At 44.8% G+C, this 25,580-nt stretch carries 25 protein-coding genes; 10 read left to right on the top strand and 15 right to left on the bottom strand.

Annotation, left to right across the window (positions count from 1 at the left end; genetic code table 11):
* Nucleotides 1–68: 68 nt before the first annotated feature.
* Nucleotides 69–1,088, top strand: coding sequence for a complex I NDUFA9 subunit family protein (locus tag H3S82_RS02285; RefSeq protein WP_198233239.1), 1,020 nt, complete (start codon nt 69–71; stop codon nt 1,086–1,088).
* A gap of 513 nt (nt 1,089–1,601) precedes the next feature.
* Entirely contained in the window at nt 1,602–1,883 is a 282-nt protein-coding gene (locus tag H3S82_RS02280) for a hypothetical protein (protein ID WP_075869658.1), read from the top strand.
* Between the two features lie 116 nt (nt 1,884–1,999).
* Here H3S82_RS02280 and glpK read toward each other — a convergent pair whose 3' ends face one another.
* The 10 genes from glpK to nth all read right to left on the bottom strand — a co-directional run bounded on the left by glpK (nt 2,000) and on the right by nth (nt 14,007).
* A complete protein-coding gene (gene glpK, locus H3S82_RS02275; protein ID WP_198233238.1) occupies nt 2,000–3,508 on the bottom strand; it encodes a glycerol kinase GlpK in 1,509 nt (502 codons plus the stop codon).
* A 45-nt stretch (nt 3,509–3,553) separates the two neighbouring features.
* Nucleotides 3,554–4,327, bottom strand: coding sequence for an MIP/aquaporin family protein (locus H3S82_RS02270; RefSeq protein ID WP_198233237.1), 774 nt, complete (start codon nt 4,325–4,327; stop codon nt 3,554–3,556).
* A gap of 56 nt (nt 4,328–4,383) precedes the next feature.
* Nucleotides 4,384–5,886, bottom strand: coding sequence for a glycerol-3-phosphate dehydrogenase (gene glpD / locus H3S82_RS02265; RefSeq protein ID WP_198233236.1), 1,503 nt, complete (start codon nt 5,884–5,886; stop codon nt 4,384–4,386).
* A gap of 886 nt (nt 5,887–6,772) precedes the next feature.
* Entirely contained in the window at nt 6,773–9,187 is a 2,415-nt protein-coding gene (gene pheT, locus H3S82_RS02260; RefSeq protein ID WP_198237103.1) for a phenylalanine--tRNA ligase subunit beta, read from the bottom strand.
* A gap of 42 nt (nt 9,188–9,229) precedes the next feature.
* Nucleotides 9,230–10,315, bottom strand: coding sequence for a phenylalanine--tRNA ligase subunit alpha (gene pheS, locus H3S82_RS02255; protein ID WP_078038876.1), 1,086 nt, complete (start codon nt 10,313–10,315; stop codon nt 9,230–9,232).
* Between the two features lie 15 nt (nt 10,316–10,330).
* A complete protein-coding gene (locus H3S82_RS02250; protein WP_198233532.1) occupies nt 10,331–11,152 on the bottom strand; it encodes a serine/threonine protein phosphatase in 822 nt (273 codons plus the stop codon).
* An 87-nt stretch (nt 11,153–11,239) separates the two neighbouring features.
* A complete protein-coding gene (gene rplT / locus H3S82_RS02245) occupies nt 11,240–11,641 on the bottom strand; it encodes a 50S ribosomal protein L20 (RefSeq protein WP_075869652.1) in 402 nt (133 codons plus the stop codon).
* A gap of 26 nt (nt 11,642–11,667) precedes the next feature.
* On the bottom strand, nt 11,668–11,871 hold the full coding sequence (gene rpmI, locus H3S82_RS02240; protein WP_075869939.1) for a 50S ribosomal protein L35: 204 nt from the start codon (nt 11,869–11,871) through the stop codon (nt 11,668–11,670).
* 137 nt (nt 11,872–12,008) lie between these two features.
* Nucleotides 12,009–13,061, bottom strand: coding sequence for a bifunctional transcriptional activator/DNA repair enzyme AdaA (locus H3S82_RS02235; protein ID WP_198233542.1), 1,053 nt, complete (start codon nt 13,059–13,061; stop codon nt 12,009–12,011).
* A 205-nt stretch (nt 13,062–13,266) separates the two neighbouring features.
* Entirely contained in the window at nt 13,267–14,007 is a 741-nt protein-coding gene (gene nth / locus H3S82_RS02230; RefSeq protein WP_198233541.1) for an endonuclease III, read from the bottom strand.
* Between the two features lie 115 nt (nt 14,008–14,122).
* On the opposite strand from nth, the gene H3S82_RS02225 reads away from it, so the two are divergent.
* The 6 genes from H3S82_RS02225 (at nt 14,123) to H3S82_RS02200 (ending at nt 19,635) form a co-directional block, all read left to right on the top strand.
* Nucleotides 14,123–14,551, top strand: coding sequence for an Hsp20 family protein (locus tag H3S82_RS02225; RefSeq protein WP_198225427.1), 429 nt, complete (start codon nt 14,123–14,125; stop codon nt 14,549–14,551).
* 17 nt (nt 14,552–14,568) lie between these two features.
* Nucleotides 14,569–14,817, top strand: coding sequence for a DUF1150 family protein (locus H3S82_RS02220; protein WP_077969936.1), 249 nt, complete (start codon nt 14,569–14,571; stop codon nt 14,815–14,817).
* Between the two features lie 763 nt (nt 14,818–15,580).
* A complete protein-coding gene (locus H3S82_RS02215) occupies nt 15,581–15,910 on the top strand; it encodes a hypothetical protein (protein WP_198225428.1) in 330 nt (109 codons plus the stop codon).
* Nucleotides 15,911–15,943: 33 nt separating this feature from the next.
* Entirely contained in the window at nt 15,944–16,444 is a 501-nt protein-coding gene (locus tag H3S82_RS02210; protein ID WP_077969932.1) for a hypothetical protein, read from the top strand.
* A 227-nt stretch (nt 16,445–16,671) separates the two neighbouring features.
* A complete protein-coding gene (locus tag H3S82_RS02205) occupies nt 16,672–18,042 on the top strand; it encodes a hypothetical protein (RefSeq protein ID WP_198233513.1) in 1,371 nt (456 codons plus the stop codon).
* 282 nt (nt 18,043–18,324) lie between these two features.
* Nucleotides 18,325–19,635: a hypothetical protein gene (locus tag H3S82_RS02200; RefSeq protein ID WP_198233512.1), complete on the top strand. Its 1,311-nt coding sequence runs from the start codon at nt 18,325–18,327 to the stop codon at nt 19,633–19,635.
* 8 nt (nt 19,636–19,643) lie between these two features.
* On the opposite strand, the gene H3S82_RS02195 is transcribed toward H3S82_RS02200, so the two are convergent.
* From H3S82_RS02195 to H3S82_RS02180, 4 genes are all read right to left on the bottom strand, one after another.
* On the bottom strand, nt 19,644–20,012 hold the full coding sequence (locus H3S82_RS02195) for a hypothetical protein (protein ID WP_149867390.1): 369 nt from the start codon (nt 20,010–20,012) through the stop codon (nt 19,644–19,646).
* A 231-nt stretch (nt 20,013–20,243) separates the two neighbouring features.
* Nucleotides 20,244–20,834, bottom strand: a complete 591-nt coding sequence (locus H3S82_RS02190; RefSeq protein ID WP_077969926.1) for a DUF992 domain-containing protein — start codon at nt 20,832–20,834, stop codon at nt 20,244–20,246.
* Nucleotides 20,835–21,089: 255 nt separating this feature from the next.
* Nucleotides 21,090–21,668, bottom strand: coding sequence for a hypothetical protein (locus H3S82_RS02185; protein WP_198233511.1), 579 nt, complete (start codon nt 21,666–21,668; stop codon nt 21,090–21,092).
* Nucleotides 21,669–21,848: 180 nt separating this feature from the next.
* Nucleotides 21,849–22,769: a DMT family transporter gene (locus tag H3S82_RS02180; RefSeq protein WP_198225433.1), complete on the bottom strand. Its 921-nt coding sequence runs from the start codon at nt 22,767–22,769 to the stop codon at nt 21,849–21,851.
* Between the two features lie 483 nt (nt 22,770–23,252).
* Here H3S82_RS02180 and H3S82_RS02175 point away from each other — a divergent pair, with 483 nt between their 5' ends.
* On the top strand, nt 23,253–23,870 hold the full coding sequence (locus tag H3S82_RS02175) for a hypothetical protein (protein WP_077969922.1): 618 nt from the start codon (nt 23,253–23,255) through the stop codon (nt 23,868–23,870).
* 136 nt (nt 23,871–24,006) lie between these two features.
* Here H3S82_RS02175 and H3S82_RS02170 read toward each other — a convergent pair whose 3' ends face one another.
* The gene (locus H3S82_RS02170; protein ID WP_198234907.1) at nt 24,007–24,594 is read right to left on the bottom strand and encodes a hypothetical protein; all 588 of its coding nucleotides are present in this window, start codon (nt 24,592–24,594) and stop codon (nt 24,007–24,009) included.
* A 183-nt stretch (nt 24,595–24,777) separates the two neighbouring features.
* Between H3S82_RS02170 and H3S82_RS02165 the strand changes: the two genes are divergently transcribed.
* Nucleotides 24,778–25,440, top strand: coding sequence for a hypothetical protein (locus H3S82_RS02165; protein ID WP_198233565.1), 663 nt, complete (start codon nt 24,778–24,780; stop codon nt 25,438–25,440).
* Nucleotides 25,441–25,580: the final 140 nt, after the last annotated feature.

Raw genomic sequence — 25,580 nt, 5'->3', positions numbered from 1 at the left:
TGCGTTCGGGCCAAAACAAGCTAAACCATATAAAGGCAAAGATTGAAGATTTTTGAGGAGTGCACCCTATGACGCTCAGTACCGAACTTTATCAATACCCGAAACTCATTACCGTTTTTGGTGGTTCAGGTTTTGTCGGTCGCCATGTGGTCGAAACATTGACAAAACGTGGCTATCGGGTTCGCATTGCTGTGCGTCGGCCTGAAGTTGCCTATTATATGTTGCAAATCGGTGAAGTCGGTCAAACGCAAATGATGAAGACCAATGTGCGTAACCGTGAATCTGTCGGACGTGCACTGATTGACGCTGATGCAGCCGTTTTTCTACCCGGCCTTCTTTATTCGCAAGGCAAAAACAATTACAAAAATGTGCAGGTTGAAGGTGCAAAAAATGTTGCCGAACTTGCAGCAAGTGCCGGTATTCCTCTCATTCATATGTCGGCCTTGAATGCCGATATCAATTCCAACCTTTCCTATCCGAAAACCAAAGCACTTGGTGAACAAGCCGTTCAAAAAGCCCATAAAGGTGCCATTATCATGCGGCCATCGGTGATTTTTGGTCAGGAAGATTCGTTCTTCAACAAACTCGCCGATATGTCGCGCTTCACATGGATGTTGCCAATGTTCGGCGGTGGCGAGACAAAACTGCAACCGGTTTATGTGGGTGATATTGCCAATTTCGTTGTTGCGGCAATTGAAGGAAATGTTCCGGCAGGCAAGATTTATGAACTGGGTGGCAAAGAAGTCATAACCTATCGGCATGCTATTGAAGAAATGCTCAAAGTTATCATGCGGAAAAAAGCTCTGGTTTCCGTGCCCTTCGGAATTGGAAGCCTTATCGGCGGAATTTTTGGGCTCCTTGGAAAAATTCCGATGATCCCGACAGTGACAACCTCCGAACAGATCAAAATGCTCAAAAAAGATTGCATTGTTTCGGAAGAAGCAAAGCTTGAAGGACGCACATTGGAAGGTGTCGGCATTACACCAAGAGCAATGGAAGCTGTTTTGCCTTCCTATTTGTGGCGCTTCCGTCCTCATGGTCAATTTGCCAAGAATACGAAGAATTACAGAAAAGATGTAAAAATCTGAAGATCTGAATTTTTCGGTTTGGAATGCACAAATAGAACGGGCGCTGATAAAACAGCGCCCTTTATTTTTCATCGTCTATTCATCTAGACTTTGCAAATTGCTCGCAATCTATCATTCTGATTTATTTCATTTCAATGGTAGGATTTCTGTCGTTTTAATAATATGCTTTCTACCGTTTTAATAATAAGGGTTCTGTTGTTTCAATAAGTCGCTTTTCTTATCGGATATTTTGACGCTGTTCATTGAACCGTTAAGCTATAAAGCATGACATTATTCTTAAAACTTCCGCACAAATGAAATGTCTTTTTCTAAACGTAAGGTTGTTTTATTGTCATATTGAAAAATTTCTTTGCCAATTTTTTTGTATTTCTCTCCTCGTTACTCTCCTAATGTCGCATCTGTTGCATATCTGCAATTTCAATAATGATTTTTAATAGAACATTAACTATTTTTAGAGCCGCGCGATTTGGACTGTGCTATATAGACACACATTGAGGGTTCTGGAGTTAAACCATGAAAAAATTGTGTTCATTATTTATCGTTTTGATGTTCGCATTCTCGACAGTTGCTTGTACGCAGAATGAAAAAACAGTTGCCAAGTGGGGTGCCGGTGGTGCTGCTCTTGGTGCTTTGGGTGGTGCTGCATTCGGTCACGGTGGCAAAGCTGTTGCCGCTGGTGCTGCTGTCGGTGCCGTTGCTGGTGGCCTGATCGGCTATTCACGCACCAAGAATCACGTTCGTTACTGCCATTATCGCGATCGTAACGGCAAAGTATTCGAAGCACGTTGCAAATAATTTCAATTTTGTTTGATTTGGAAAGGCACGTAAAATTTTACGTGCCTTTCTTTTTTTCAAATTTTCCGATTCTTTAAACAGCTTAGTAAACTATCCGTTCTTAGTGCCTGCGGCTTTCATTCAAGAACCGAATCCCATGAACATGCCCGCTCGACAGCTTTTCGCCAGCCGGCATAACGTTTTTCCTGTTTTGCCACATCTTTGGAAGGCTTGAAGACACGCTCTATTGTTGCAACCTTCCGCAATTCATCCAAACTCGACCAATAGCCGACCGCAAGACCGGCAAGATAAGCCGAGCCGAATGCTGTCACTTCCAATATTTGCGGGCGTTCGACCGGTTTTTGCAAAATATCGGATTGGAACTGCATAAGAAAATTATTGGCAACAGCGCCGCCATCAACACGCAATGTCTTCAGATCTGTCTGTGCATCTGCCAACATAGCGGTGAGAACATCTTTTGTCTGATAGGCAATCGATTCGAGCGTTGCACGGGTGATATGGTTGCGGTTGACACCCCTTGTCAGGCCCAAAATGGCACCACGGGCAAACGGGTCCCAATAAGGCGCGCCAAGGCCGGTAAATGCGGGCACCACATAAACGCCATTCGAAGTTCCCACTTTTTCGGCAAAATATTCCGAATCTTCAGAATCAGTGAAAAACTTCAATTCGTCGCGAAGCCACTGGATGGCAGCGCCTGCCACAAAGATCGAGCCTTCCAGAGCATAAGCAGGTTTTCCTTGTGCATCACAGCAAAGCGTTGTGACCAGACCATGGGTTGATTTGACCGCCTTTTTGCCGGTGTTCATCAACATGAAACAACCGGTACCGTATGTGTTTTTGGCCTGCCCCTCTTCAACACAGATATGACCGAACAATGCGGCCTGCTGGTCACCGGCGGCTCCGGCAATCGGAATACGTGTACCACCGCGCCCGCCAATATTGGTTTGACCGTAGATTTCGGACGATGCTTTGACTTCCGGCAGCATGGAACGGGGAATATTCAATGCTTTGAGCATTGTTTCGTCCCAATCCAGTTTATGGATATTGAAGAGCATAGTGCGCGAAGCATTGGTATATTCGGTAACATGAACGCGCCCTTGCGTCATATTCCAGATGAGCCAGGTATCAATCGTGCCAAAGAGCAGTTCGCCATTATCGGCTTTCTGCCTTGCACCTTCTACATTTTCCAATATCCAGGCGATTTTTGTTCCGGAGAAATAAGGGTCGATAACCAGACCGGTATTTTCTCTGATGTAATCCTCAAGCCCTTCTTTTTTCAGTCTCGCACAAATATCTGTGGTACGCCGACACTGCCAGACAATGGCATTATAAACCGGTTTGCCGGTTGCTTTTTCCCAAACAACAGTCGTTTCACGCTGATTGGTAATTCCGATTGCTGCTATTTCATCCGAGCTAATGCCGGCTTTTGCCAGAGCTTCTGTCAAAGTTGAACTTTGTGTCGCCCATATTTCGCGCGCATCATGTTCGACCCAGCCGGGATGGGGATAGATCTGGGTAAATTCGCGTTGTGCGACACTGACGATGTTGGCATCGTGATCAAGCACCAAAGTGCGTGAACTGGTCGTACCTTGATCGAATGCGACTATATATTTCTTTTCGGCCATGAAAGCCTCCCTGTCCTATAGAAAAATGACCAATTATCTTGCTAATTATCTTGCCAATGATTTCGATTGTCTGCGGGCAAGAGGCTCGCCGATCAGTTTCGTATAGAAGGCTGCACCCACACATCCTCCGATGGCGGGAGCAATAAGCGGCACGAGAAAATATGGAATTTCCCTATTGCCTGTCATAACGCCATTGCCCCAACCGGCGAAATAAGCAAAGAGGCGGGGCCCAAAATCACGTGCGGCATTCATTGCAAATCCTGTCAGCGGACCAAAAGCACCGCCAAGCACAGCAACCAGTATACCGACAAGAAATGCAACCAAGGCACCACGCGGCAAACCGTTGCCATCATCACTCAAACCTAAAATCACTGCTACCAAAACAGCCGTGATAAAAAATTCTGTCATAAAGGCTTGTGAGAGAGTGATGTGGGGATTTGGAAAAGTGGTAAAAACACCGGCTGTATCAAGTGTTTTTGCTGTAAAGAGATTATAGTAAAGTCCATAGACAACGGCGGCTGCGACAAACGCACCCAAAAATTGCGAAATGACATAAGGTAAAATTTTTTGTTTTGGAAAATTTCCAAAGAAAGCCAATGCAAAAGTGACTGAAGGATTGAGGTGAGCCCCCGAGACGCCTCCGGTCAGATAGGCTGCAAGTGCAACAGCCAACCCCCAGATAATGCTGATTTCCCATTGTCCGTAAGCGGCGCCGGCCAATTTCAATCCTGCAACGCACCCCATACCGAGGGCCAGAAATAAAAATGTGCCGGCAAATTCCGCAACGCATTCATCACGTAAAGTATTCACATCAGACATGTTTTCTCCCCTGGTTTGCAGTCTGACCAGCTTTACTTCAGTAGACGGCGAACCTTTTAACTGCTTTTATGTTTTTCAAGGTATTGTCTTAAAGCTTCTTTTTCTTCGTCATTAAAATAGAGGCCAAGTTTCGAGCGACGCCACAAGACATCGTCGACATCCTTCGCCCATTCTTCACGCATCATCCATTGAACCTCGGCCTCATAAAGGCCGTGGCCAAAATGTTGTCCCTTGTCTTTTTTGCCATTGTCAAAAATTTCCAGGGCTTCGGTGCCATAATTTCTTGCCAGACGGCGATGGGTTTTTGCATCAAGGTCCGGTAAAATACTGGCAACTCTCGCTTCCATGACTGAAAGCGAATCATGCGGGAAATCGCCACCCGGAAGGCTGACTTCGGCAGTCCATGCAGGTTTGCGTTTCCCCAAAGCTTTTTCGATAAAGACCAGAGCGTCTTCCGACAATTTACGGAAAGTGGTGATTTTGCCGCCAAACGCATTCAGCATGACAGCACCATCATTTTCCCGCATTTCTTTCAAAACATAATCGCGCGTTGCTTCCTGTGCTTTTGAAGCACCGTCGTCATAAAGCGGGCGAACACCCGAATAAGCCCAGACGATAGAATCGCGCAAAACCGGTTTGGTGAAATATTCGCTTGCAGCCGAACAGATATAATCAATCTCTTCGTCACTAATATGAACCTTCGCCGGATCACCTTTATAATCGCAGTCGGTTGTTCCAATCAGCGTAAAATCTTCCTGATAAGGAATGGCGAAAACAATTCTTCCATCCTTGTTCTGGAAAATAAAAGCGCGGTCATGTTGATAAAGTTTTGGCACAACAATGTGGGACCCTTTAACCAGACGAACCGGCGGATGGCCTTTAAAGCCCAAAGCATCCTGCAAGACGTGATTAATCCATGGGCCCGCCATATTTGCAAGATAATCGGCAGAGACTGTCCACTCTTCACCATTCAATTTGTTTTTAAGGCCGATTTTCCATTTCTTGCCATCGGCTTTAAGCGAGACAACTTCGGTGCGCACCATAATGTCTGCGCCCAGTCTTGCCGCATGACGGGCATTGGCAACAACCAGACGCGCATCATCAACACGGGCATCGGAATATTCGAACCCTTTAACGAAACCCGGTTTCAGAGATTCACTATATTCTTTGGTAAGATCAAGAACCTTGGTCCGCCACAATTCCTGATGACGGCTTCCCAGATGATCGTAAATGAATAAACCCAAACGCAGCATCCATGCAGGACGCAATCCTTTGTTATAAGGCAGTATAAAGCGCAAAGGACGAACGAGATGAGGTGCCATGTGCCAGATCACCTCACGTTCCATCAATGCTTCTCTGACCAGACGGAAGGCATATTGTTCGAGATAGCGCAAACCACCATGAATAAGCTTGGTAGAGGCACTGGACGTACCTGACGCAAGATCATTCATTTCCGCCAGACCGACGGAATAGCCACGGCCAACAGCATCGCGGGCGACACCACAACCGTTGACGCCACCACCTATAACAAAAAGATCATAGTGTTTTTCTTTTTTCATTTAATCGACTTTCGACAAGGATGGTTTTTGTTTTTTAAAAGATAGAATATGGAAGAAAACAAATGTCAACTGTAAAGCGAAAAAATCACCACATGCGCCAGGTCAGAAGAAATCCATCGTTGATCGGGATCAAAAAACGAAAATTTAATGTCGTGAAAATGCTTTTTATCAACTTCCGGTTTTATACGGTTTTGTAATTTCTTCCATAAGGGTCAACAAATTCGGGAGAAACCTCCTCTTCTATCGAATAAAAATTATGAGCCTTAAAGAATTAAAGGAAGCGCATTTCCCTTTCTATCGAACGGAAAAATCCCTCCCAACAAATAAGGGCCCAAAAACTGTAATGACGGTTTAACGGCTTTTTCAAATCGACCCAAAAAAGTCCGGTGCCAAAATTTATAGTGCCAAAAAATTCCAGAGCCAAAAATTCCAGAGAATCGTATTTTAATTCGGAATATGGATGACCATCCCCGATAGAAAAGCCTCGATTTTTTAGTGACGCAAGAAACACATATTGATCAGGAACAATTATGAGCCGTGTCTCAGCCATTTCTAGCTCCGATCACCTGAAGCGCAGAAAACGTCTATTCGCTTTCAACCGGCGACATCAAGACAAAGCGTTCCGTTTTTTAAAGTACTCGTTATTTTTATGAAAAAGACAAAATCTGTTTTCGGTCGGGAGGGGCATATTTGGCTCGAAAATATTTCAAAAATAACAGTATTAAAGGCTATTTTTATATTCGAATATCAAAAATTCGAAAGAGAATAGCCGGTTTTATACGACTAGTTTCTTTCGACATCGACCGATAAAATGAAGGGGCAAATAAGCTTCGCCCCTCACTTTTTTTATAGAAATTCTTCTCTCGACCCTTAAGATCAAGAAAAATTACTGGCGCAATGTCGCTCCGGTCGATTTCGCAACATTATCGATAATTTTTTTCGCCAGAGCTTCAATATCTTCATCTGTCAAAGTGCGTTCATGCGGCTGGATTGCCACTTCGATCGCAATCGATTTCTTGTCTTCACCAAGGCTCGCCCCCTCGAAGACATCAAATATCTCGACAGACTGGATAAGCTTTTTATCGGCACCGCTTGCCGCACGAATGACCGTAGCAGCATTCACAGATTTATCCATAACAAAAGCAAAATCGCGCCGTATCATCTGATATGGCGACAGCACCAAAGGCGGGCGTGTTTTGGTTGCCTTCTTGCGCGGTTCGGGAATACGGTCAATATAGACTTCAAAACCGCACAATGGTCCTGTTACATCGAGTTCCTCAAGCGTATCGGGGTGGAATTCGCCAAACGTACCAAGAATAATCTTCGGCCCCAATTTGATAACGCCCGAACGCCCCGGATGATACCATTCAGGCGCACCCGCTTCTATCTGCACCTTTGAAGCATCAAGCCCGCAAGCGTCGAGCACACAAAGTGCATCGGCCTTGGCATCAAAAACATCGACCGGTTTGGCAGAACCGGCCCAAAAACGACCCGAACCATCAAGCTTATAGGTACCACGGCGGATACCGCCAGCAACGCGTCTTTGTGTCTCGGGCGTATTGCCCTCGAATGTTGCCGAGATTTCAAATAGGCCGAGATCGGGAATGCCACGATCGGCATTGCGCTGGGCAGCCGCAATCAATCCCGGAAGCAGTGAAGGACGCATATCCGACATATCGGCAGCAATCGGGTTCAATAGCTTCAATTCGGGCTTGCCGCCGCCAAATGCCTTGGCCTGTTTTTCCGAAATAAACGACCAGGTGATTGCTTCCATCAAACCGCGACATGCCAGAGCACGACGTGCGGAACGCTGCCTGATCTGTATTGTGGTGAGAATTTGCCCGCTTACAGAAGACGGCCGTTCCAACGGTTCCGGCTTGATATTGTTAAGCCCATGGATACGCATAACCTCTTCGACGAGATCGGCCTTGCCATCAATATCGGGTCGCCATGTTGGTACGGTTACCGTGACAACGTCGCCTTTGCCTTCCACAACAAAGCCGAGGTGCTGTAATATGGTTGTTGCCGCTTCGTGACTTAGTTCCAGACCGGTCAAACGCTTGATTTCGGCAAACGGGAAGTTAATTACTTTTTGTTCAACGCTCTTTTCCCCGATTGTATGGGCTTTTGAAGGCCTGCCACCACAAAGTTTCATGGCCATCTCGGTAGCAAAGGCAAGTCCCGGTTCCATAAATTTTGGATCGACACCGCGTTCAAAACGGTAACGTGCATCCGAAACAATGCCGAAAGCGCGCCCCGTTGCTGCAACATTGCGCGGATACCACAAAGCCGATTCAATGATAACATTTTTCGTGTTTTCATCGCATCCTGTTGCTTCGCCGCCCATTATGCCACCTATGGACTGGGCGCCATTATCATCGGCAATAACGCAATTATCCGGCCCCAAATCATATTCCTTGCCGTTAAGGGAAAGGAGTTTATCACCCTTCTGCCCACGACGGACAACAAGTTTTCCTTTTACCTTATCGGCATCGAAAACATGGAGCGGACGCCCGAGATCGACCGTGATGTAATTGGTCATGTCGACAAGTGCATTGATCGGGCGCAACCCGATAGCAGTGAGACGGCGTTGCATCCATTTGGGTGACTGGACATTGTTAACATCGCGAATTTCACGCCATGAAAAGCCGAGACACAAAGGTGCGGCGTCACCAAAATCGAGCGACACTGTGACCGATGGCTCTCCTTCACCGGAAATAGAAGGAACTTGAAGCGGCTTCAATTTGCCGATGCCACTTGCTGCAAGATCGCGGGCAATGCCATAAACACCTGTACAATCCGGCCGGTTCGGCGTGAGGCCGACATCAATAAGCGGGTCGTTCAGACCATAAAAGGCTGCAAATGATTTGCCGACAGGTGCATCGGAGCCGAGTTCGATAATGCCGTTATGTTCATTTGAAAGTTCAAGCTCGCGTTCGGAACACATCATGCCGAAACTTTCGACACCACGGATTTTTCCGACCGACAATGTGACATCAAGCCCCGGAATATAAGCTCCCGGAGGAGCGAAAACCCCGATCAACCCCGCTTTAGCATTAGGAGCACCACAAACCACCTGAAGTGGCTTATTCTCCCCCGTATCGACAGTCAAAATCTGCAAATGATCGGAATCGGGATGTTTTTTGGCTGTCAAAACTTTGGCAATTACAAAAACTTCAAAGCTTTTGCGGTCATCGACGCTATCAACCTCAAGGCCTATATCGGTAAGCCGGTCACAAATCTCGCCGAGCGATGCGTCTGTCTCCAGATGATCTTTCAACCAGGACAAAGTAAATTTCATTGTTCAAAACCTCTTTTCAAAACGCAAGACGCGGGTGTGAGTTTATGAATTGCTGAGACCGCCAAAAAGCGTCGGCACATCAAGCGGACGGAAACCGTAATGTTGGATCCAGCGTATATCGGCATCAAAAAATGCCCGCAAATCCGGCATGCCATATTTCAACATAGCGATACGGTCGATTCCCATGCCCCAGGCAAAGCCCTGATATTCATCCGGATCGAAACCGACATTTTTCAACACATTCGGGTGCACCATGCCGCAGCCCAATATTTCGAGCCAGTCATTGCCCTCGCCGAATTTTACTTCTGTACCGGAGCGGTCACATTGAATATCGACTTCCATAGACGGTTCGGTGAAAGGAAAGAACGAAGGGCGAAAACGCATCTTCAACGAAGGTACTTCAAAAAACGCCTTACAGAATTCTTCATGCACCCACATAATATTGGCAATGGTCGACTTTTTATCCACAACCAGCCCTTCTACCTGATGGAACATCGGCGAATGGGTGGCATCCGAATCCATACGATAGGTTTTTCCCGGAATGATAATGCGAATTGGGGGTTTTTGTTTTTCCATCGTACGAACCTGAACAGGCGATGTATGCGTGCGCAAAAGCCGCTTTTCACCTTTCTCGTCGGGATTGAAAAAGAAGGTATCATGCATTTCGCGGGCAGGATGGCCTTCCGGAAAATTGAGTGCGGTAAAGTTATAATAATCGGTCTCGATATCCGGCCCTTCGGCAATGGAAAAGCCCATATCGGCGTAAATGGCGGTAATCTCGTCAATCACCTGAGAAATAGGGTGGATACGACCACGCGCTTCAGGGGAAAGGCGAACCGGCAATGTAACATCGACTGTTTCGTTTTTGAGCCGCGCTTCCGTTGCTGCCCGCTTCAATGCCGTACGTTTTTCGCCCAAAAGCTCTAAAACCCGATTTTTCAAACCGTTTATCACCGGTCCGGCTTTCTGGCGCTCCTCGGCACTCATACCACCGAGGCTTTTAAGTTTTTCCGAAACACTGCCCTTTTTCCCGAGGGCGCTGACACGCACTGCTTCCAGTGCCTGCTCGTCTTGTGCAGCGTCGATTGCCGCACAGATTTCTTTTTCCAGACTATCAATGTCGTTCATGTCTTTGCCTGTTCTTTAAAGTGGATGTCTGTTTTTCAAATTGGAAGAAAGAAACTCCGTAGCGCTTAACATACGTTTGCCATCACCACCAAGATAAATAAACCTTGCCAACTTCAACGGAGTAATAAAAATAGAAAAAAACCGGACAATTTTTTCAAGTTGTTTCAAGGTTTCAGGGGAAACCTGCTTTTTCCACGCCTCGAAAGCCACATGATCGGTTTTATTTTTTTCAAGCGATTGTGCCGACACTTGAAAAAATAACAACCACGCGTCACGCGCCTGCGCTGTGGGAATTGGCATCACGGCTTCCGGCTCTTCCTCGAAATCGAAAAAACCCAGCTCATTTCCTGCCATAAACATATCACGCGGATGCGGCCTGCCGTGGACCAGTCCTGCGTGATGCACTTTTCCTAAAGCTTCACCGCATTGAATCAATAATTTCTCGTGTGCCTCGCCATCGTTCTTTTTTAAAAAATCAAGGCGTTTTTGCACCGTTTGGCCAACATCGGAAATCATCAAAGCCGGTCCATCGACAGCAAGAACTTCGGGAACTGCTATACCTGCCTTCCTGAATTTTTCGATTTTACGTATTTCCTGTCCGTTCATGGCGAGAGCGTCACGCAATGGCGAAGATTTCATAAAAGCTGCCGGTAATAAAAACGATAAACTGCCATGAAGCCGCTTGCCCCACGGACGCTTTTCGATTCCCTGCCGCTTGATCCAGACCTTTTTGCCATCGCGCATGACGCTGGCAATGCGCTTGCCCTCACAAGATTGAAAAAGCTTCTTGTCAGTATCGCTCAGTGGCTTGGATATGAAAGGATTTATCTCGCTCATAACGCCTCAAAAACAAAAACCCGCAACCGGCTTAAACCAGTGCGGGTTCCGAAAGAATGTTCTGTTTTTTAAAGGAACGCGACCGGCTTACTTGACGGCGCCTTCAAAAGCATTCGGTGTGGTTTTCTTCAAATATTCCAATGCCTTTTTTGCCGAAGCAACAAGCTTGGAGAATGTTGCGGGCTCATGAATAGCAATATCTGAAAGAACCTTGCGGTCGATCTCGATTCCTGCCTTGGCAAGACCGTCAATAAAACGGCCATAGGTCAAGCCCTCAAGACGGACAGCAGCATTGATACGCTGGATCCACAATGCGCGGAAACTGCGCTTGCGATTCTTGCGATCGCGATAGGCATATTGCCGTGAACGGTCGACAGCAGCTTTGGCTGTACGGATCGTATTTTTACGACGTCCGTAGAAACCTTCAGCAAGTTTAATAACTTTTTTGTGTTTGGCGTGTGCAGTTACGCCGCGTTTTACGCGTGCCATGTCATAATCTCCTTAAGAGCTAACTTTTAAAGGCCGTTCGGCAAATAGTTTTTGATGATTTTCTTGGCGTCGGGTGCACCAAGAACCATGGTGCCACGTGCATCACGCAAAAACTGGTTGGAACGTTTGATCATGCCATGCTGCTTGCCTGCGGCAGCTGCCTTGATTTTGCCTGTAGCAGTAATTTTGAACCGCTTTTTGGCAGCCGATTTGGTCTTCATTTTGGGCATTTTGCTTCTCCATTGTTGTGATTGATGTTCGTACTGACCAAAGTACGAACAAGCATAAAAGTCGTCACGGCATGCCCTGCCGGACGGCTTGAACTGGGTTCTCATAAAACAGAGCCTAAAAAATAGCAAGCAGACTTTTATGTAAAATACTTTTTTTCATGGCGCAAAAGCCAGTCTTTACGCCATAAACCGCCAGCATAACCGGTAAGCGTCCCATCTGCACCGATCACCCTATGACAGGGGATGATAATTGCAATCTGGTTTTGCCCGTTTGCCCGCGCCACAGCCCGCATAGCTGTCGGTCTATCCAAAGCGCGCGCCAATTCACTGTAAGAGCGTGTTTCTCCCGCCGGTATTTTGCGCAAAGCCTCCCAGACAAGAGGTGCAAAGCCACCAGAAACTTTGGCAAGCGGTGTTTCAAAACGGCAGCTTTTTCCTTGATAATAATCGGCCAACTCGGCTTCTACCTTGTCGATGACACTGGTTCGTTCAAAACTGATGGAAGAGCGCGTGACTGCTTGCAATTTTTTCAGTTCTGTCAACAGCCCCTTGCGGTCGAAAAACTCCAAGAGATGCAAGACATGTTGGTCACTGACAGCAAGCATTTCGCCTATCGGCGTTTCAATCCACGTCGCTTTTAAAAGAGTGCGGTTTCGTATGGCTTTTGGTGGATGACCGATGAGCTTGAGGATTGCCTCGCGAAAGCCACTACCCGAATCGTAACCGGCGGAAAGTTGTGCTTCAATCACCGGCTGACCATGGGAAAGCAGCGCTGCACCACGGCTTGCTCTTTTCAAGCGCGCAAATTCGAGAAATGTCATGCCTATCTGGCGCTTGAAAATGCGCCGCACCGTGGAAGGATCAAATCCCATCCGTACAATATCGTCTTCCGACCATATGTGATCGGGATTTTCATCAAGTCTTGCCATCAAATGACGAAAAAGCGGATCAACGTGACCACCTGCTTCGAGCGGATGGCATTTTAGACATGGCCGATAGCCCTGTTCGAGACATGCAGCCGCACTATCACAAAAAAAGACGTTTTCCCGCTTGGGCTTTCGCGCCGGACATGACAGACGACAAAAAATACCTGTCGTTGTCACGCAAACAAAGACATGCCCGTCATAGGAGCGATCACGGTTGATCAGAGCTTCATAAAGCTGATCTGTATTATTGGTTAGAAGTGTCATGGCCATTTGTATAAGCCTAAAAAAAGCAATTGTGCGCCGAAAAACGGGCAATCATTTTATGAGATTTAAAAACCGAGCCAGCCAAACCCATCTTTTATTTTACTGGCATTTCAAACGATCAAGATTAACTATGGAAATAATGTATAATTTTTGTCTTTTCATCGGCTATCCGGATTGCCGCAAACAGGATTAATCTTTTTTGCCATTAAACCGGAACCGGAGCGCCATTGCCTTTCACTTCAACAAGCGGTGCGGGAATAGAATTTGTTTTAATGGCTGCCTTGCAAATATCGGCGATAATACAATGCACACAATCCGGTTTACGGGCTTTACAGATGTAACGCCCATGTAAAATCAACCAATGATGGGCGTGGGCCATATATTTTTCGGGTATTATTTTGACAAGTTTCTTTTCTACCTCTTCAGGCGTTTTTCCCGGTGCCAGTTCTGTCCGGTTACAAAACCGGAAAATATGGGTGTCAACGGCCATTGTCGGCTGGTTGAAAGCAACATTGAGCACAACATTTGCAGTTTTGCGCCCGACACCTGGGAGTGCCATCAACGCTTCTCTCATATCAGGCACTTTGCCGGCATATTTTTCGTTCAATATTTTTGAAAGCGCATAGACGTTTTTGGCTTTTGCCCGCCACAGGCCGATCGTGCGAATATAACCGGCAATGCCGTCTTCTCCGAGAGCAGCCATTTTTTCGGGCGTATCGGCAACAGCAAAAAGCGGCTTTGTTGCTTTATTCACGCTTGCGTCTGTCGCTTGTGCCGACAAAACCACCGCCACAAGCAAAGTGAACGGACTTTCATAGACAAGATCGCTTCTCGGATTTGGTCGCTGAACCGAAAACCGGCGAAAAATTTCTTCGATTTCCTCGGCTTTATAGGCAGTTCCCGCTATTTTCCTAACTTTTGACCTTTCAGCCTTCACACCCGTCATTCGCTTTTAAAAACCTGTCTTGAACTTCGATCTTGAAATTTCCATATAACAGCTAAAGGCAGAAAATGCCAAAACGGGTTTTCTGTTCAATAGTCGCTTCGAAGAGGACTACCTTATGACACGCATGACACCTTTTTCCAACCCGTTGCTGTTAGGCTTCGAAACAATGGAAAAGACGCTCGACCGTTTGAATAAATCGGGCGATGGCTATCCTCCTTATAACATTGTGCGTTTGTCCGGTGAGGAACCAAATGAACGACTGCGAATTACATTGGCAGTCGCCGGTTTCACTCCGGAAGACCTTGATGTTACGGTAGAGGATAATCAGCTTATTATCCGCGGTCGGCAAACTGACGATGAGGAGTTCGAATATCTCCACAGAGGTATTGCCTCTCGCCAATTCCAGCGGGCTTTTGTGCTGGCAGATGGAATAAAGGTAGGGGCTGCGGAGCTCAAAAACGGCTTACTTTCAATAGATCTTGAAAGACCGGCTCCCGAGAAGCGCGTCAAACGCATTACGATCAGTGCCATAGACGACGAGTAATGCGACAGGAGAAGAAAATGAAAAACGAAAAATCTTTGTCCATGCAGGAATTTGCTTTGCTCGGTGAGGGCGAAATCGCCTATCTGCGCAAAATTCGTACCGATGAATTAAGTAAGAAATTTCCGAATATGCCACCAATGACACCAGGCATTTCTTTATGGGCCTTATTCGGAGCCGGTGGCGAACCGATTATTCTTTCCGATGTCCGTGCCAAGGCTCTGGAAGGTGCAAATGATCAGGAATTAAGGACAGTAACCTTACAATAATCTACAAAAGGACGTTTGCTTGAATTGAACTTGTTTTTCAGGTGAACTCCTTCGTCATAAAAATCGGGTATTATTGATCATCAACATTTTTCCTTCAGAAATAGATGAGGGAACAAGGCGCGACAGATAATACCCGAAGATCTGTAATCAAAACCTACCCGTTTTCAAATTCCCAACTTTTAAAAATCCAAAAAGAAAACCAGTTATCTTGTAAAAATATATTTAATATTATCATCGTGACGATTTTTCGCTTTGTTGATTATCATTCACATGATTGGATAACAGGACAATTCTAATCTGATAAAAAAATTTACAATTGTCAACAATATCTTTTTATAGACTTTACTAAACTATATTTTCTATATTTTTCATAAAAATATAGAAAATATGTTTTATTAATATTATCATATTAGAAATTTTCAGTATATTATTATTGATAATTTTATTGCTAATAACGAATTTTTACAAATTTTTCATCGTTCATATAATTTTATTTAAATTACGTTTTTTAAACAATTGTTCGATAAGCTCGTATTAAATCAGAACAATCAGCATTCTTGAGAATTTTATTGAATTGAATGAAACAAGTTTTATAATTTGTCTTGTGAATGTTAGTGCAACGGGGATAATTTTGCGAAAGCAGGCAGTCATAGTTTTTGTTATTTTTTCATTTTTCGGGGGACTTGCGCTATTTGTGTGTCGTTGCCTGACGAACTATTTTCTATATTCCCGTTTTTTCAATGACCGTTTCATTTTAGCGATAATGGAAAATTTCAACAGTTTTGTGGCATTCGGTCTGTTTCTTGCTGAAAATCTTTTGTTTGCCGCAATCTTTTCAATTTTTCCGACAGTCTATCTCTACCAGTTGAAAAAGCTGCCGCTCGTTTTTGTTATTACCTATGCAGGTGTCATCTATCTCGTTGCAGCAACCGGTATAGCTTTCTATCTTAACCTCGCTCGCGTTACGCTGCCTCTCGGCTCTATTCTGGTTTATGTTTTGCTCACACCGTTCCTTTATGTCATTGTACCGATCGGTTTTGTCTATCTCGTCTATTGTATTTATTGGCTTGCACAGACCGAAACGAAAACCTAAAGTCATCTAACAATTCGATGACTTGTGAGCGTTATGACAAATCATAATAAAACACCCCTTTATAGCTACCCCATGCGGGGCTTCGGTATTATTACAATTTTTCTGTTGCTTGGGCCGGCCGTGCAGACAATTGCCGGAGTTTATCTTCTTCATCATTGGGTTGGCGGCACAAATCTGCTCGTAGAGATTTTTGATGTTTTCGGTAACGAAGTGCGTCCGAGATTTTTATCGGGTTATTCCTATTACATGCCTTCGGTATTTTTAAGCGGTGTATTTTGTTCTCTTCCCCCCTCACGAGGACTGGGGCTGTCACTTTCAGCATCCATTTGGCGCACCATTCTTGTCAGTTTATGCGTGGAAATATTCTATATTGTTATGTCGCAGATTGTTATTTCTGAGCCAAATATAGAGCCTATAACAAGTGAAGATATTCTTCGCAGGCTCTCTTATGGTTTCATCCAATGGATATTTGTCGGCTGGGTTTGCTGGATTCTTGCAACCGGTTTCAGACTAGATAAACCGGTCGAGCAATAATATTGCAGGCTTTAACCGCTTTATCTAAAAAACGGCATGAATCCCAGTCAATGCAGCAGACAAATTCAATTGAACAGACAAGGCCGAATTCAGGAAAAACCTGAAAAGAGCGTAGAGTTTCGTAAACATTAAAACCGCTGCACTGTTTTTTATAACCAAGTGATTTTAATTCTAAAATAACGTTATATTATTCCTGCTTTGCCGGAACAGAGAAAAGGATATTTATCTTGCTACGCGAAAAAACCGACAAAAAATTCAGGCCGGTCGGTTTTCTGCAGGCCCGTTTTCTCCAAGCTATACTTGTCGTTCTTGCAGCTCTCGTCATTTTGCCCACGGCATGGTCATTTTTTTTCCTGCTTCTTGGCGGGTGGTTCAAGACATTCGGTTTTTCCCTGACCATAGCCTTTTTCAGGCCTTATCAAATCTACTTGCCAAGTTTTATCACCGCATGTCTGATTGCATTTATTTTGGGATTGAGAAGCGCAAGCTGGGGAAGTATTTCACTCAAATTTTCGTTAATTACCTCGGTTTTGATGGCACTTTTTTTCGATGGTGCCATTCGCATTATGAAGCTGTCTTTTCCTCAGTTACTTTCGTCTGTCGGCATTTCCAATGAATCGTTTCCCTATTGGATGGCCGCCTGGTTTTTTGCCGGAGGATTGTTCTGGATAATACTGAACATGAGTGGCCTTACCAGACGCTACAAAGAGGAAGAACGTGCGCGGCTTGTTGATGCCATGAAGCTCACCGTTATTTATGCAATTTATGGACCAGTGCTTTATATCATCGTCACATTATGGGTCATGGTGGGGGATGATTTGAGTTATCTTGGAGCTCGCGGGATGATATCCGGAAAAATAAACACTGCAGGACTTATGCTTGTAAGCCTTACCATCTTTTGTGGTGTCCGGAAATTACGTCTCTATGGTACGCTCACCTGGCGTTGGCTCTTTGCTGTAACAATCGCAATTTCATTAAGTTTCTGGATTGTCGACAGTATATTTGTCTCCAAATCCGATTGGCAGCAAACCGGTCTTTATATTTTGGCCGTTTATCTTTTAACTGCTATCAGCCTCACTGTGATCGGTGGAGGATTGTTATGTTTATCGGGTGTTCCTTTTAACGGCAAAAGTCTTAAAACTACAATTCGGCCAAATCCGCGTTATCATCTTGGAAGCAGAGTTTATTTCGCTTTATTCGTTTTTTTCATCTTTTTTATTTCTGCCCCACCTCTTTGGCAATCAGGAACAATTTTATGGCGGGCATTGCTTTTTTCTTTTCCACCTGCCTCTTTTTTTACTGCAAATCTTTCCTTTGCTTATCTCGATGCCGGTATTGTTTTTGCCGGATGCGTCGCAATCATCGCATTTATCAAACGTGAAATCGATTTCAATTCGATATTTTTGTCCGCGCTTATTTGCGCTTTCTGTAGCCTATTTCTACCGGTGAGCTATCTCGGCGTGAATTTCGGCATTTTCTTCGACTTTGTCGGTTGGTCAATGCTGCTTCTGGCCCCTTGTTCGGCTTTCGGCTATTATATTCTAAGCCTTTGTAAACAGGTTGTCCGGTCGTCAAATTTCCCTCGTAAATTGCCGTAATCAGGATGCCCTCAAAAACGGTTGACGACGTGTTTCCACATTCAATCCTGTTTATCAATTGCCAAAGTCATGTCTATTCCGGCTAAGGACTAGAGATATTTCCCGAAATTGACCGTTTAAGGTACAAATTTTCGGGCAAAACTATGTATAGTTGTAAACTTGACCGCATTTTTGTTTATCAAAGCCCAATTCACACGACTCATATGCCCGACACATTGCAGAACACCGGTACCAGTGGTACAAATTAACCGAAAATTAATATTTCCGGGTGGAGTGTTCTTTATGAAACCTGTCGTGGCTGCGGTTTTTATGTGTCTTACTTTGTGCTCTCTCGCCTTTGGTCAGGAGAACCAAAATAACGACAAGGCAACCGATACTCCTTCCGGATCAACACCGGTTGAAAATAATCAGGCATCCGAAAATCTGTCGCCAACAAAAAACACAATGAGCGAACCGCCGGGCAGACCGATGGTCTTTACACTTCGAAAAGTCGATGACGGTCAGTGCCCGACATGCAGATGGATTAGTGCGGAAGGTAATATTGTTTCCGATACGCCATCCCAATTCACCCATTTTCTCGAAGAAAACAAGCTTGATGACCCCCTCTCGACAAAAAACGGATTGTTGGTTTCATTTCACTCTGATGGAGGAGATATTCTTGCTGCAATTGCACTGGGACGGGAAATCAGAAAACACAATTTCGATACAACCATTGCCGAGACGATTGATAAACCGGTCAATGTTATAAAGGTCGAAAACCAGAATCCGGAGAAATCTCCCGATCAAAATTCCGAAAAAGAAGGAGATGAAAACAATAATTCCGGTTTAGCGGCTAACACCATTAAAAGCACGTCTGAACGAATCGAAGGAATATGTCGGGAAGCCTGTCTATGGGCTTTTCTGGGAGGGAGAGCGCGTAATGTCGGAAATGGAAAACTGGAATTGCGGACCTACCGGCCGCCACTCGACGGGGCTGGAACAAGTTCCGGTCAAGAGGTCAGTGTACGTCAGCAACAACTGGCCGATATTGCTTATATAGCAGATTATTCACAAGAGATGGGTTTTGATCCCCTCATTGCCTTTTTAAACTGGGATAATGCCAATTCTCATGTTTTTTCTGCCGAGGAAATCCGGATTTATAACATCGATTTTTCTCCCGATGTTATCGGAAAATGGCAACTTGCTCCGACAGCAGATGCACTTGTTGCAATAGCAATAAGCAATGATAAAAAAACATCAGCGCGGCTTTATTGTGATAGCCATAAAACAACATTTCTGGAAATAAGCGGACCAACGCGGTTTACTGCTGAAAACTTCCAGAATTACCAGCAGACTGTCTCGACTTTAACAATTTGGGGAATGCCTGTTGATATTAACCGGATGCAGGTCAACCTTTCGGAAGGGCGTGTGGTCTATACGATCGAACTCCCTAAAACGTCATTGCAAGACTGGCATGTCGATGTACCTTATCTAAAAGGCGAAAATGTTCCTGAAACTCTGGATGGAATTGCCAATGTCGAGTTTTCCGATATGCCGGGTCTTAAACAAGCTGCACGATTTGTTATGGCCAACTGTCCTTCTTCATTGCGCTGATCAGACATTCATTTTTCCAGTTTGAAAAAGACTTCCAAAATAGCGAAGGGTACAAAAATACCGAGCAGAAAAAATACAATGCAAACAGGTAGAGAATTCAGAATTTCGCCTAGCCAGCTTGTCTCGCTAACCGTGCCTTGCGAAAGCATAAACATTTCTGCCAAGGTTGTCAGATGTCCGACACCGGTTTTTACATAAACAATAAAATCCGACAAACCATATAACCCCGCAATAATAAAGAGCGGAACACAAACGAAGAGTGCAGTCAGGCAAATAGCGTTTTCTTTTTTGTCACGGCGGCCATTTTCCTGATCCGGGTCATCATAAATGACCGGATGACCAAAATTATCATTATCATAGATATCAAGTTTGACCATTTCCATTCACCTCGCAACATCGATAATATCTTTTTAAACGACCAAACTTGCGCGAAGGTGGAGACATGAAAAAGCGGCCGGTAATTTTACCGGCCGCTTGGAAATAAATAGGCGAATTTTAATTCTATAAATATGTGGTCATTGACAACTCTTTTCTTTGTCGATGATCACATTTTACCGTCTGCCAGTTCGATAACAACTGAACAGCAGCTTCTCTAAAACACTAATTTTTTAGTGCTTTTTATGTTGAGAAACGGCTTTTTTGTGATGAGCATTAACTTTCTTATGATGGACTACCGCTTTTTTATGATGGTAGACAACATGTTGCTGTGTATAGGCTGGTGCCAAAGACATCTTGGATACACCAAGAGCGAGGTTCAAACCTTCATGGGCATCAACGCTCAATGGTTGAAGTGTAAGTCCGTTTGCCGGACCAAATCCGAGAAGCTGGCTGCCAGCGCCGGCCGCAAGACTGATGCTCGAACCGACACCACCATAATTACCGGCAAGAGAACCGTTTGAGTGGGCATTCGGGGAGGTTGCAAGAACCCACCATGTCATTTTTGTGCGTCCCGTTACACCCAAATCAAGACCATAATTTTCGATACGACCGACATAATGATCATTGATCGAATGTCCACTTATCGGAATAAACTCGCAATTGAGTTCTTTTGAAGAACTTACAAACTGCCCGATTCCGCCCTTGCTATCGCAAGTGAGCGTACCCGAAACCAGACCGGTTGCACCGGCTTGTGTTTGTAGAGACAATAATGCAGTGGCCGCAAAGGCCAGCGATGTTAAAACTGTTCTTTGATATTTCATCTTTCACGTTCCTTCCTAAAACGCTTAACTCGTTCAAAACCAAAAAGTTCCAAAACGGAGTTCCGATGCAAATATAGGGTATTAAGCGCAGAAACTGAAATAGTTTAATAAATTATTACATATCTGTGAAGTCGCAGCTATTTTGATTATAAAATCACATTTTCGGATAAAAAAACCCGGTCTTTCGACCGGGCGTAAATTTAGTGCTTTAATAAAGTTTCATCACTGAGAATGCAGCGATGTCTGACATACCGCTTACGGATGTGGTTCTGCCGGAGGTTCCGGAGCATCCGAACCTTTCGGACCTTCAGGCCCGTCTTTTGGTCCCGGATGTGGCAACGCATAGCGTTCCAACTTGTTCAATTGATCAGCGTCCAATACTTTGCGTAGTTCTTCGGCTGCTGTTTTGAATTTTTTGGCTTTTTCCGCCCGATCAATGGCTCTATCGGCAATGGGTTCACCAAAAATAGGTTTCACAGCATCGGGAGCAGGTTTTGCATCGGGAGCGGGCGGCGGCGGCGGAGTAACATCAACCAAATCGACAAGACTGGACGTATATTTGCGCCAGGCATCCAACTGGTTCGAGCGAATTCCCAAAGCCGTTTCCATTGCCGAAAGTTTCTCGGCCATGTGCAATCCTGCGTGTGGTCCTTTGAAATGTTCCGGCCCTCTTGGCCCCTTCGGGCCTTCGGCTTCCGGCCCCTTGTGATGAGGCGGCTTTGGCTGATGTTCACCATGAGCTGGCGGCGGTGTTGGAGCAGCCAGGGCAGAAGAAATAAAAGCCGGTGCAAGCATTGACGAAGCAAACACTGACGCAAGCAGTATTTTTTTCAATTTAATACTCCCTTTACAAATGAATAAAATAACATGTCCTTATGACAAGTTTGTACAAGTAACTAAATGAACTTATAATAAGGCAAAATTTCGATAAAAAAAGAGCCTTTAGTCTGAACTTTATTAAATCTTAGTAATGTTCCGGTGAAAACCACTTTTCTAAAACAAATAATATGCCTTTCACTGTTTGATTCTGGCGATATCCTCTTTGGGGATTTTGTGGTCGACCACCTGTTTGCGGTGGAAAATAAAAAGTCCCGCAAAAATGATGATTGCTGCCCCGATAATAATGTAGCGATCGGGATAATTGTCGAAAAATACAATTCCGAAAATAATGCCCCAGAGTAGAAGTGTATACTGCAAAGGAGCAAGCACAGATGCAGGCGAAAGTTTTAATGAGCGGGCGATTAAAAGATGGCCACAGCAAGACACAATGCCCAAAAGCGCCATAGCACCCCACTGCAACATTGTCGGTTCAACCCAATGATTGATTGTTAAAACCAGTCCGACAAGAAGTGCACCGATTGTTTGCCACGTAACAAGGACAGTATCGGTGACATCTTTTAAAACACGGCTCAAAACGATAACCATCGAAAATCCGAAACTGCCGAGAAGCGCAAAGATCGATGGCCATGAAAGCATAGCCGACGAAGGACGAAGCGCAATGATAACGCCGATAAAGCCCACAAAGATTGCAAGCCAACGACGCCAGCCAATACGTTCGTTCAGGAAAAAGTGCGAAACGGCTGCGACATAGATCGGTCCTGCCATATAAAATGTCACGACATCTGCAAGAGGCAAATAAGCGACCGCAGCATAAAACAGCCCCGTGTCCATTGTAGCGAAAATCACTCGCAGCAAAATAAGAAACGGTTTTTTGGGCTTGAACAAATTTTGTGTGGTGACGGTGGTAAGCATCGGCCCCAGAATGAGGAATGCACCAATTGAACGCAACATCAAAACCTGACCAACCGAAAATGTTGCAACCAGCCATTTACCCATGGCGTCATTGGCCGCGAACATGAAGTCACCCAACAGCATTAACAACATGCCGATGAGGACAATATGATCAGACATTTTTACCGCTTTAAACCAGTTCATAGAACAGTCTCACGAAGCCAAATTATTTAAAGAATCGCAGTTCAGAAACTGAGGATTGACAGATAAGTCAAATTTTGTCCATTGCAATCTCTTTCACTATAAAAAGTAGCCCACCGTTAACCGGATAAAACGGCCAAGCCTTTTAAAAAACCATCCCTTTTAAAAATCTTTGCCAAGTGGGTTAAGCCGCTTGCGTTGCCCCTATCGGGTTGTGTTTCACCATAAAGCCCGAAGATGGCAAAGACGTAAAATACTTTCGAGCTTTATATAGTGATACAAACGTCAATTGTTACTATTTGTCCCCGGTTGCAATAAAAATGACGATAGCGTTTTAGAATTGCACCCGCGCGTATAACAAAATTATAGTAAATATGAAGAGACCGCTTTATAACAATTTTATGACTGTCAGAAATATGGCTAACGCGTCGTTTTAAAATCGAAAACTACGGCGCAGATTCCGGCTTTAAAAATTGGGAGAAAAAATTGGCCGATAAAAAACTCGAAGAAACCCATTTAATCAATGATGTCAAACTTCCCAATGATGAAAAAAGCCTTAAATCTATCATCAGTGAGGCGAATGGCCGAATTACAGTTTGGGAAGGTGGGGTATTTATTCCTCTTGCCTTTCTTGTATTGGGAATTGCGCTTACTGGCACTGCCTATCAGAATTTTCAAATAGGAAAGATGATGACAACGGTCATTCTTGGTGCCTTGGCTCTTTTGTTATTTGTCATTCTGATCCGCACAATGATGCGTCGCCGTATCCCCTATATGGTATTGGCGCCGGAAGGATTGGAAACCACCGTATTCAAAACGCCTGTGCCATGGCGCGGAATAACAGATTTCCAGATCAATTCTTCAAAAAGCAATTCGATGAACATCGCCGTCGGTATGGAATTTGTTATAGACGACAGATTTTTACCTGAAGAAAATGCAAAATGTCGTGGCGGCTCCTATTATGACAAGGCAAAAAAGAAATTGATGATTTCCGGTTTCAATTTCCGGCTTGAAACCAATCGGGATAAATTGATCAACGAGCTTGATACATATCGCAATGCTGCTCTTGCCCGTCATAAACTTGAAATGAAAAAATATAAATGATTCCGGGAAAGTTTTTCCCGCGTTAAGCACAAAGAAAAGGCGCATGATCCTGTTTGGTCATGCGCCCATTTTTTACCCGATTTTATATCAATAGGCCAAATCCCGTTTTTAAGGATAACAGCACAGTATTTCTTATCTAACGGCGCCCGCAACGGCGCAATTGCTGGTCATAACGGCGAGCCATCTGGTCTGTTCTTTCTGCGGCTGACAAAATAGCACTGCTTGCTCTTCCGCCTGTACGGGCATAAGCGCTATGGCCCATATAATAATTGAGATAAAGAGCATAGGCGTTATTCGGGTTGATGCCATTAAGCCTTACGCTTTGACTATGATACCAGCCAATAAAATCGGCTGCATCGGCAAAATTGGTACGCTTTGCTCCACGGTTGCCTGTCGCACGGATATAATGTTCCCAGGTCCCGTCGAGAGCCTGCGAATAGCCATAGGCGGAAGAACGCCGCTTCCATGGAATAAATCCGAACAACTTTTTTCTGGGAGGGCGTGCATTATGCTTATAGCCTGATTCGGTATTCATCGTTGCCATGATAATCGGCATCGGAATGCCATAACGGCTTTCAGCTTTCTTGGCCGATTTCTCCCAGTTATTGAAGAAACCATCCTTTTGGTCAAAGACGGCGCAAACATTATTTGTATGTGTGGGGGCCCGTGATGCACAACCGGCCAGCACCGCTACAAGCGCCACGAGAAACACTATGCGCTTCATGATCAATACCTCTTTTTAATTGGTAAAGATATAATGCTCCTCTTAACAGATTATTAAGATGTTCATTAACCATGATTTCAAGTTTTCTCCCGTTTACGTGTTAACGAGCGGCGATTGCAACCTTTTGTTTAGACTTGAAAAAGAGAATTGAACTCAATTTTATTCATTCCGAGGTCATTTCTCATGTACTGCTTAAGTCGAAAATTTCGTTCCAATTGGTTGGGAGCCACGGCACTCGCAGGAAGTTTAGGAATTAGCATTTTTTCCCTGACAGCTATCCAACCGGTTATGGCACAATCGATTTATCTGTCCGGTGGCGGCGGCGGTGGCGGGTCGCTGACTGGACTTGGCGGCAATGGTGCGGGTGGTCTTATCACTTCTACTAAACCTGAAGTTCCAAATTATGGTGATTCCGGAAAAGAACCAACCGGCGGCAAAGGCGGATTAGGTGGTTCTGACAGCATGTCTGGAAAAAATGATCTGACTTCGGAAGAGGCGAACACACTCGGCGTTACAGTATCCTCTGCTATAACGGGTTTTGAGGATGAAAAACGTGATGGTTCAGGTGGACAAGGCGGCAAAGTCAGCGCCGAGTTAACGCAAGATATAACAGTTGAAAGTATTATCCTTGAAGCCGGTAACGGTGGTGAACCAGGTCAAGATCGAGAAAACACAACGGGTGCTTTGGGCATCGGCGGGGACGGCGGCGATGCGACGCTAACCGGTGACAATAGAAAGATTACTTTCAATGATACTATAAGTCTGACGAGTGGCCGTGCCGGGGGTTCCGGTAATCAGAAAAGTAAGGGGGGAATGTTAGTTTTACGACGGATAAAATTATCGTAGGAGCGGACAAAGAAGCGAAGATAAATCTTGAACGCAATGATGGACAACTCTTATTCAGAACCGGGGAATTTGACGCGACAGAAGGCGATGTTACTATCAATCTCGTTAATACCAAAACTTGGACCAGCAATAATAACGAT

This window comes from Bartonella sp. M0192 (assembly GCF_016102305.1).
GTDB classification, from domain to species: domain Bacteria; phylum Pseudomonadota; class Alphaproteobacteria; order Rhizobiales; family Rhizobiaceae; genus Bartonella; species Bartonella apihabitans.
Note: the sequence above shows the minus strand (reverse complement) of the source record. Positions and strands in the feature narration are given on the sequence as shown.

What these genes read in the sequence shown, in the direction of transcription:
- rplT (WP_075869652.1), bottom strand. Translation starts at nt 11,641, where the DNA reads ATGGCACGCGTAAAACGCGGCGTAACTGCACACGCCAAACACAAAAAA.
- H3S82_RS02270 (WP_198233237.1), bottom strand. Translation starts at nt 4,327, where the DNA reads ATGTCTGATGTGAATACTTTACGTGATGAATGCGTTGCGGAATTTGCC.
- pheT (WP_198237103.1), bottom strand. Translation starts at nt 9,187, where the DNA reads ATGAAATTTACTTTGTCCTGGTTGAAAGATCATCTGGAGACAGACGCA.
- H3S82_RS02180 (WP_198225433.1), bottom strand. Translation starts at nt 22,769, where the DNA reads ATGAACTGGTTTAAAGCGGTAAAAATGTCTGATCATATTGTCCTCATC.
- pheS (WP_078038876.1), bottom strand. Translation starts at nt 10,315, where the DNA reads ATGAACGACATTGATAGTCTGGAAAAAGAAATCTGTGCGGCAATCGAC.
- H3S82_RS02210 (WP_077969932.1), top strand. Translation starts at nt 15,944, where the DNA reads ATGACAAATCATAATAAAACACCCCTTTATAGCTACCCCATGCGGGGC.
- H3S82_RS02190 (WP_077969926.1), bottom strand. Translation starts at nt 20,834, where the DNA reads ATGAAATATCAAAGAACAGTTTTAACATCGCTGGCCTTTGCGGCCACT.
- glpD (WP_198233236.1), bottom strand. Translation starts at nt 5,886, where the DNA reads ATGAAAAAAGAAAAACACTATGATCTTTTTGTTATAGGTGGTGGCGTC.
- H3S82_RS02280 (WP_075869658.1), top strand. Translation starts at nt 1,602, where the DNA reads ATGAAAAAATTGTGTTCATTATTTATCGTTTTGATGTTCGCATTCTCG.
- glpK (WP_198233238.1), bottom strand. Translation starts at nt 3,508, where the DNA reads ATGGCCGAAAAGAAATATATAGTCGCATTCGATCAAGGTACGACCAGT.
- H3S82_RS02250 (WP_198233532.1), bottom strand. Translation starts at nt 11,152, where the DNA reads ATGAGCGAGATAAATCCTTTCATATCCAAGCCACTGAGCGATACTGAC.
- H3S82_RS02285 (WP_198233239.1), top strand. Translation starts at nt 69, where the DNA reads ATGACGCTCAGTACCGAACTTTATCAATACCCGAAACTCATTACCGTT.
- nth (WP_198233541.1), bottom strand. Translation starts at nt 14,007, where the DNA reads ATGACGGGTGTGAAGGCTGAAAGGTCAAAAGTTAGGAAAATAGCGGGA.
- H3S82_RS02200 (WP_198233512.1), top strand. Translation starts at nt 18,325, where the DNA reads ATGAAACCTGTCGTGGCTGCGGTTTTTATGTGTCTTACTTTGTGCTCT.
- H3S82_RS02235 (WP_198233542.1), bottom strand. Translation starts at nt 13,061, where the DNA reads ATGACACTTCTAACCAATAATACAGATCAGCTTTATGAAGCTCTGATC.
- H3S82_RS02165 (WP_198233565.1), top strand. Translation starts at nt 24,778, where the DNA reads ATGTACTGCTTAAGTCGAAAATTTCGTTCCAATTGGTTGGGAGCCACG.
- H3S82_RS02220 (WP_077969936.1), top strand. Translation starts at nt 14,569, where the DNA reads ATGAAAAACGAAAAATCTTTGTCCATGCAGGAATTTGCTTTGCTCGGT.
- H3S82_RS02225 (WP_198225427.1), top strand. Translation starts at nt 14,123, where the DNA reads ATGACACGCATGACACCTTTTTCCAACCCGTTGCTGTTAGGCTTCGAA.
- H3S82_RS02195 (WP_149867390.1), bottom strand. Translation starts at nt 20,012, where the DNA reads ATGGTCAAACTTGATATCTATGATAATGATAATTTTGGTCATCCGGTC.
- H3S82_RS02170 (WP_198234907.1), bottom strand. Translation starts at nt 24,594, where the DNA reads ATGAAGCGCATAGTGTTTCTCGTGGCGCTTGTAGCGGTGCTGGCCGGT.
- H3S82_RS02215 (WP_198225428.1), top strand. Translation starts at nt 15,581, where the DNA reads ATGGAAAATTTCAACAGTTTTGTGGCATTCGGTCTGTTTCTTGCTGAA.
- rpmI (WP_075869939.1), bottom strand. Translation starts at nt 11,871, where the DNA reads ATGCCCAAAATGAAGACCAAATCGGCTGCCAAAAAGCGGTTCAAAATT.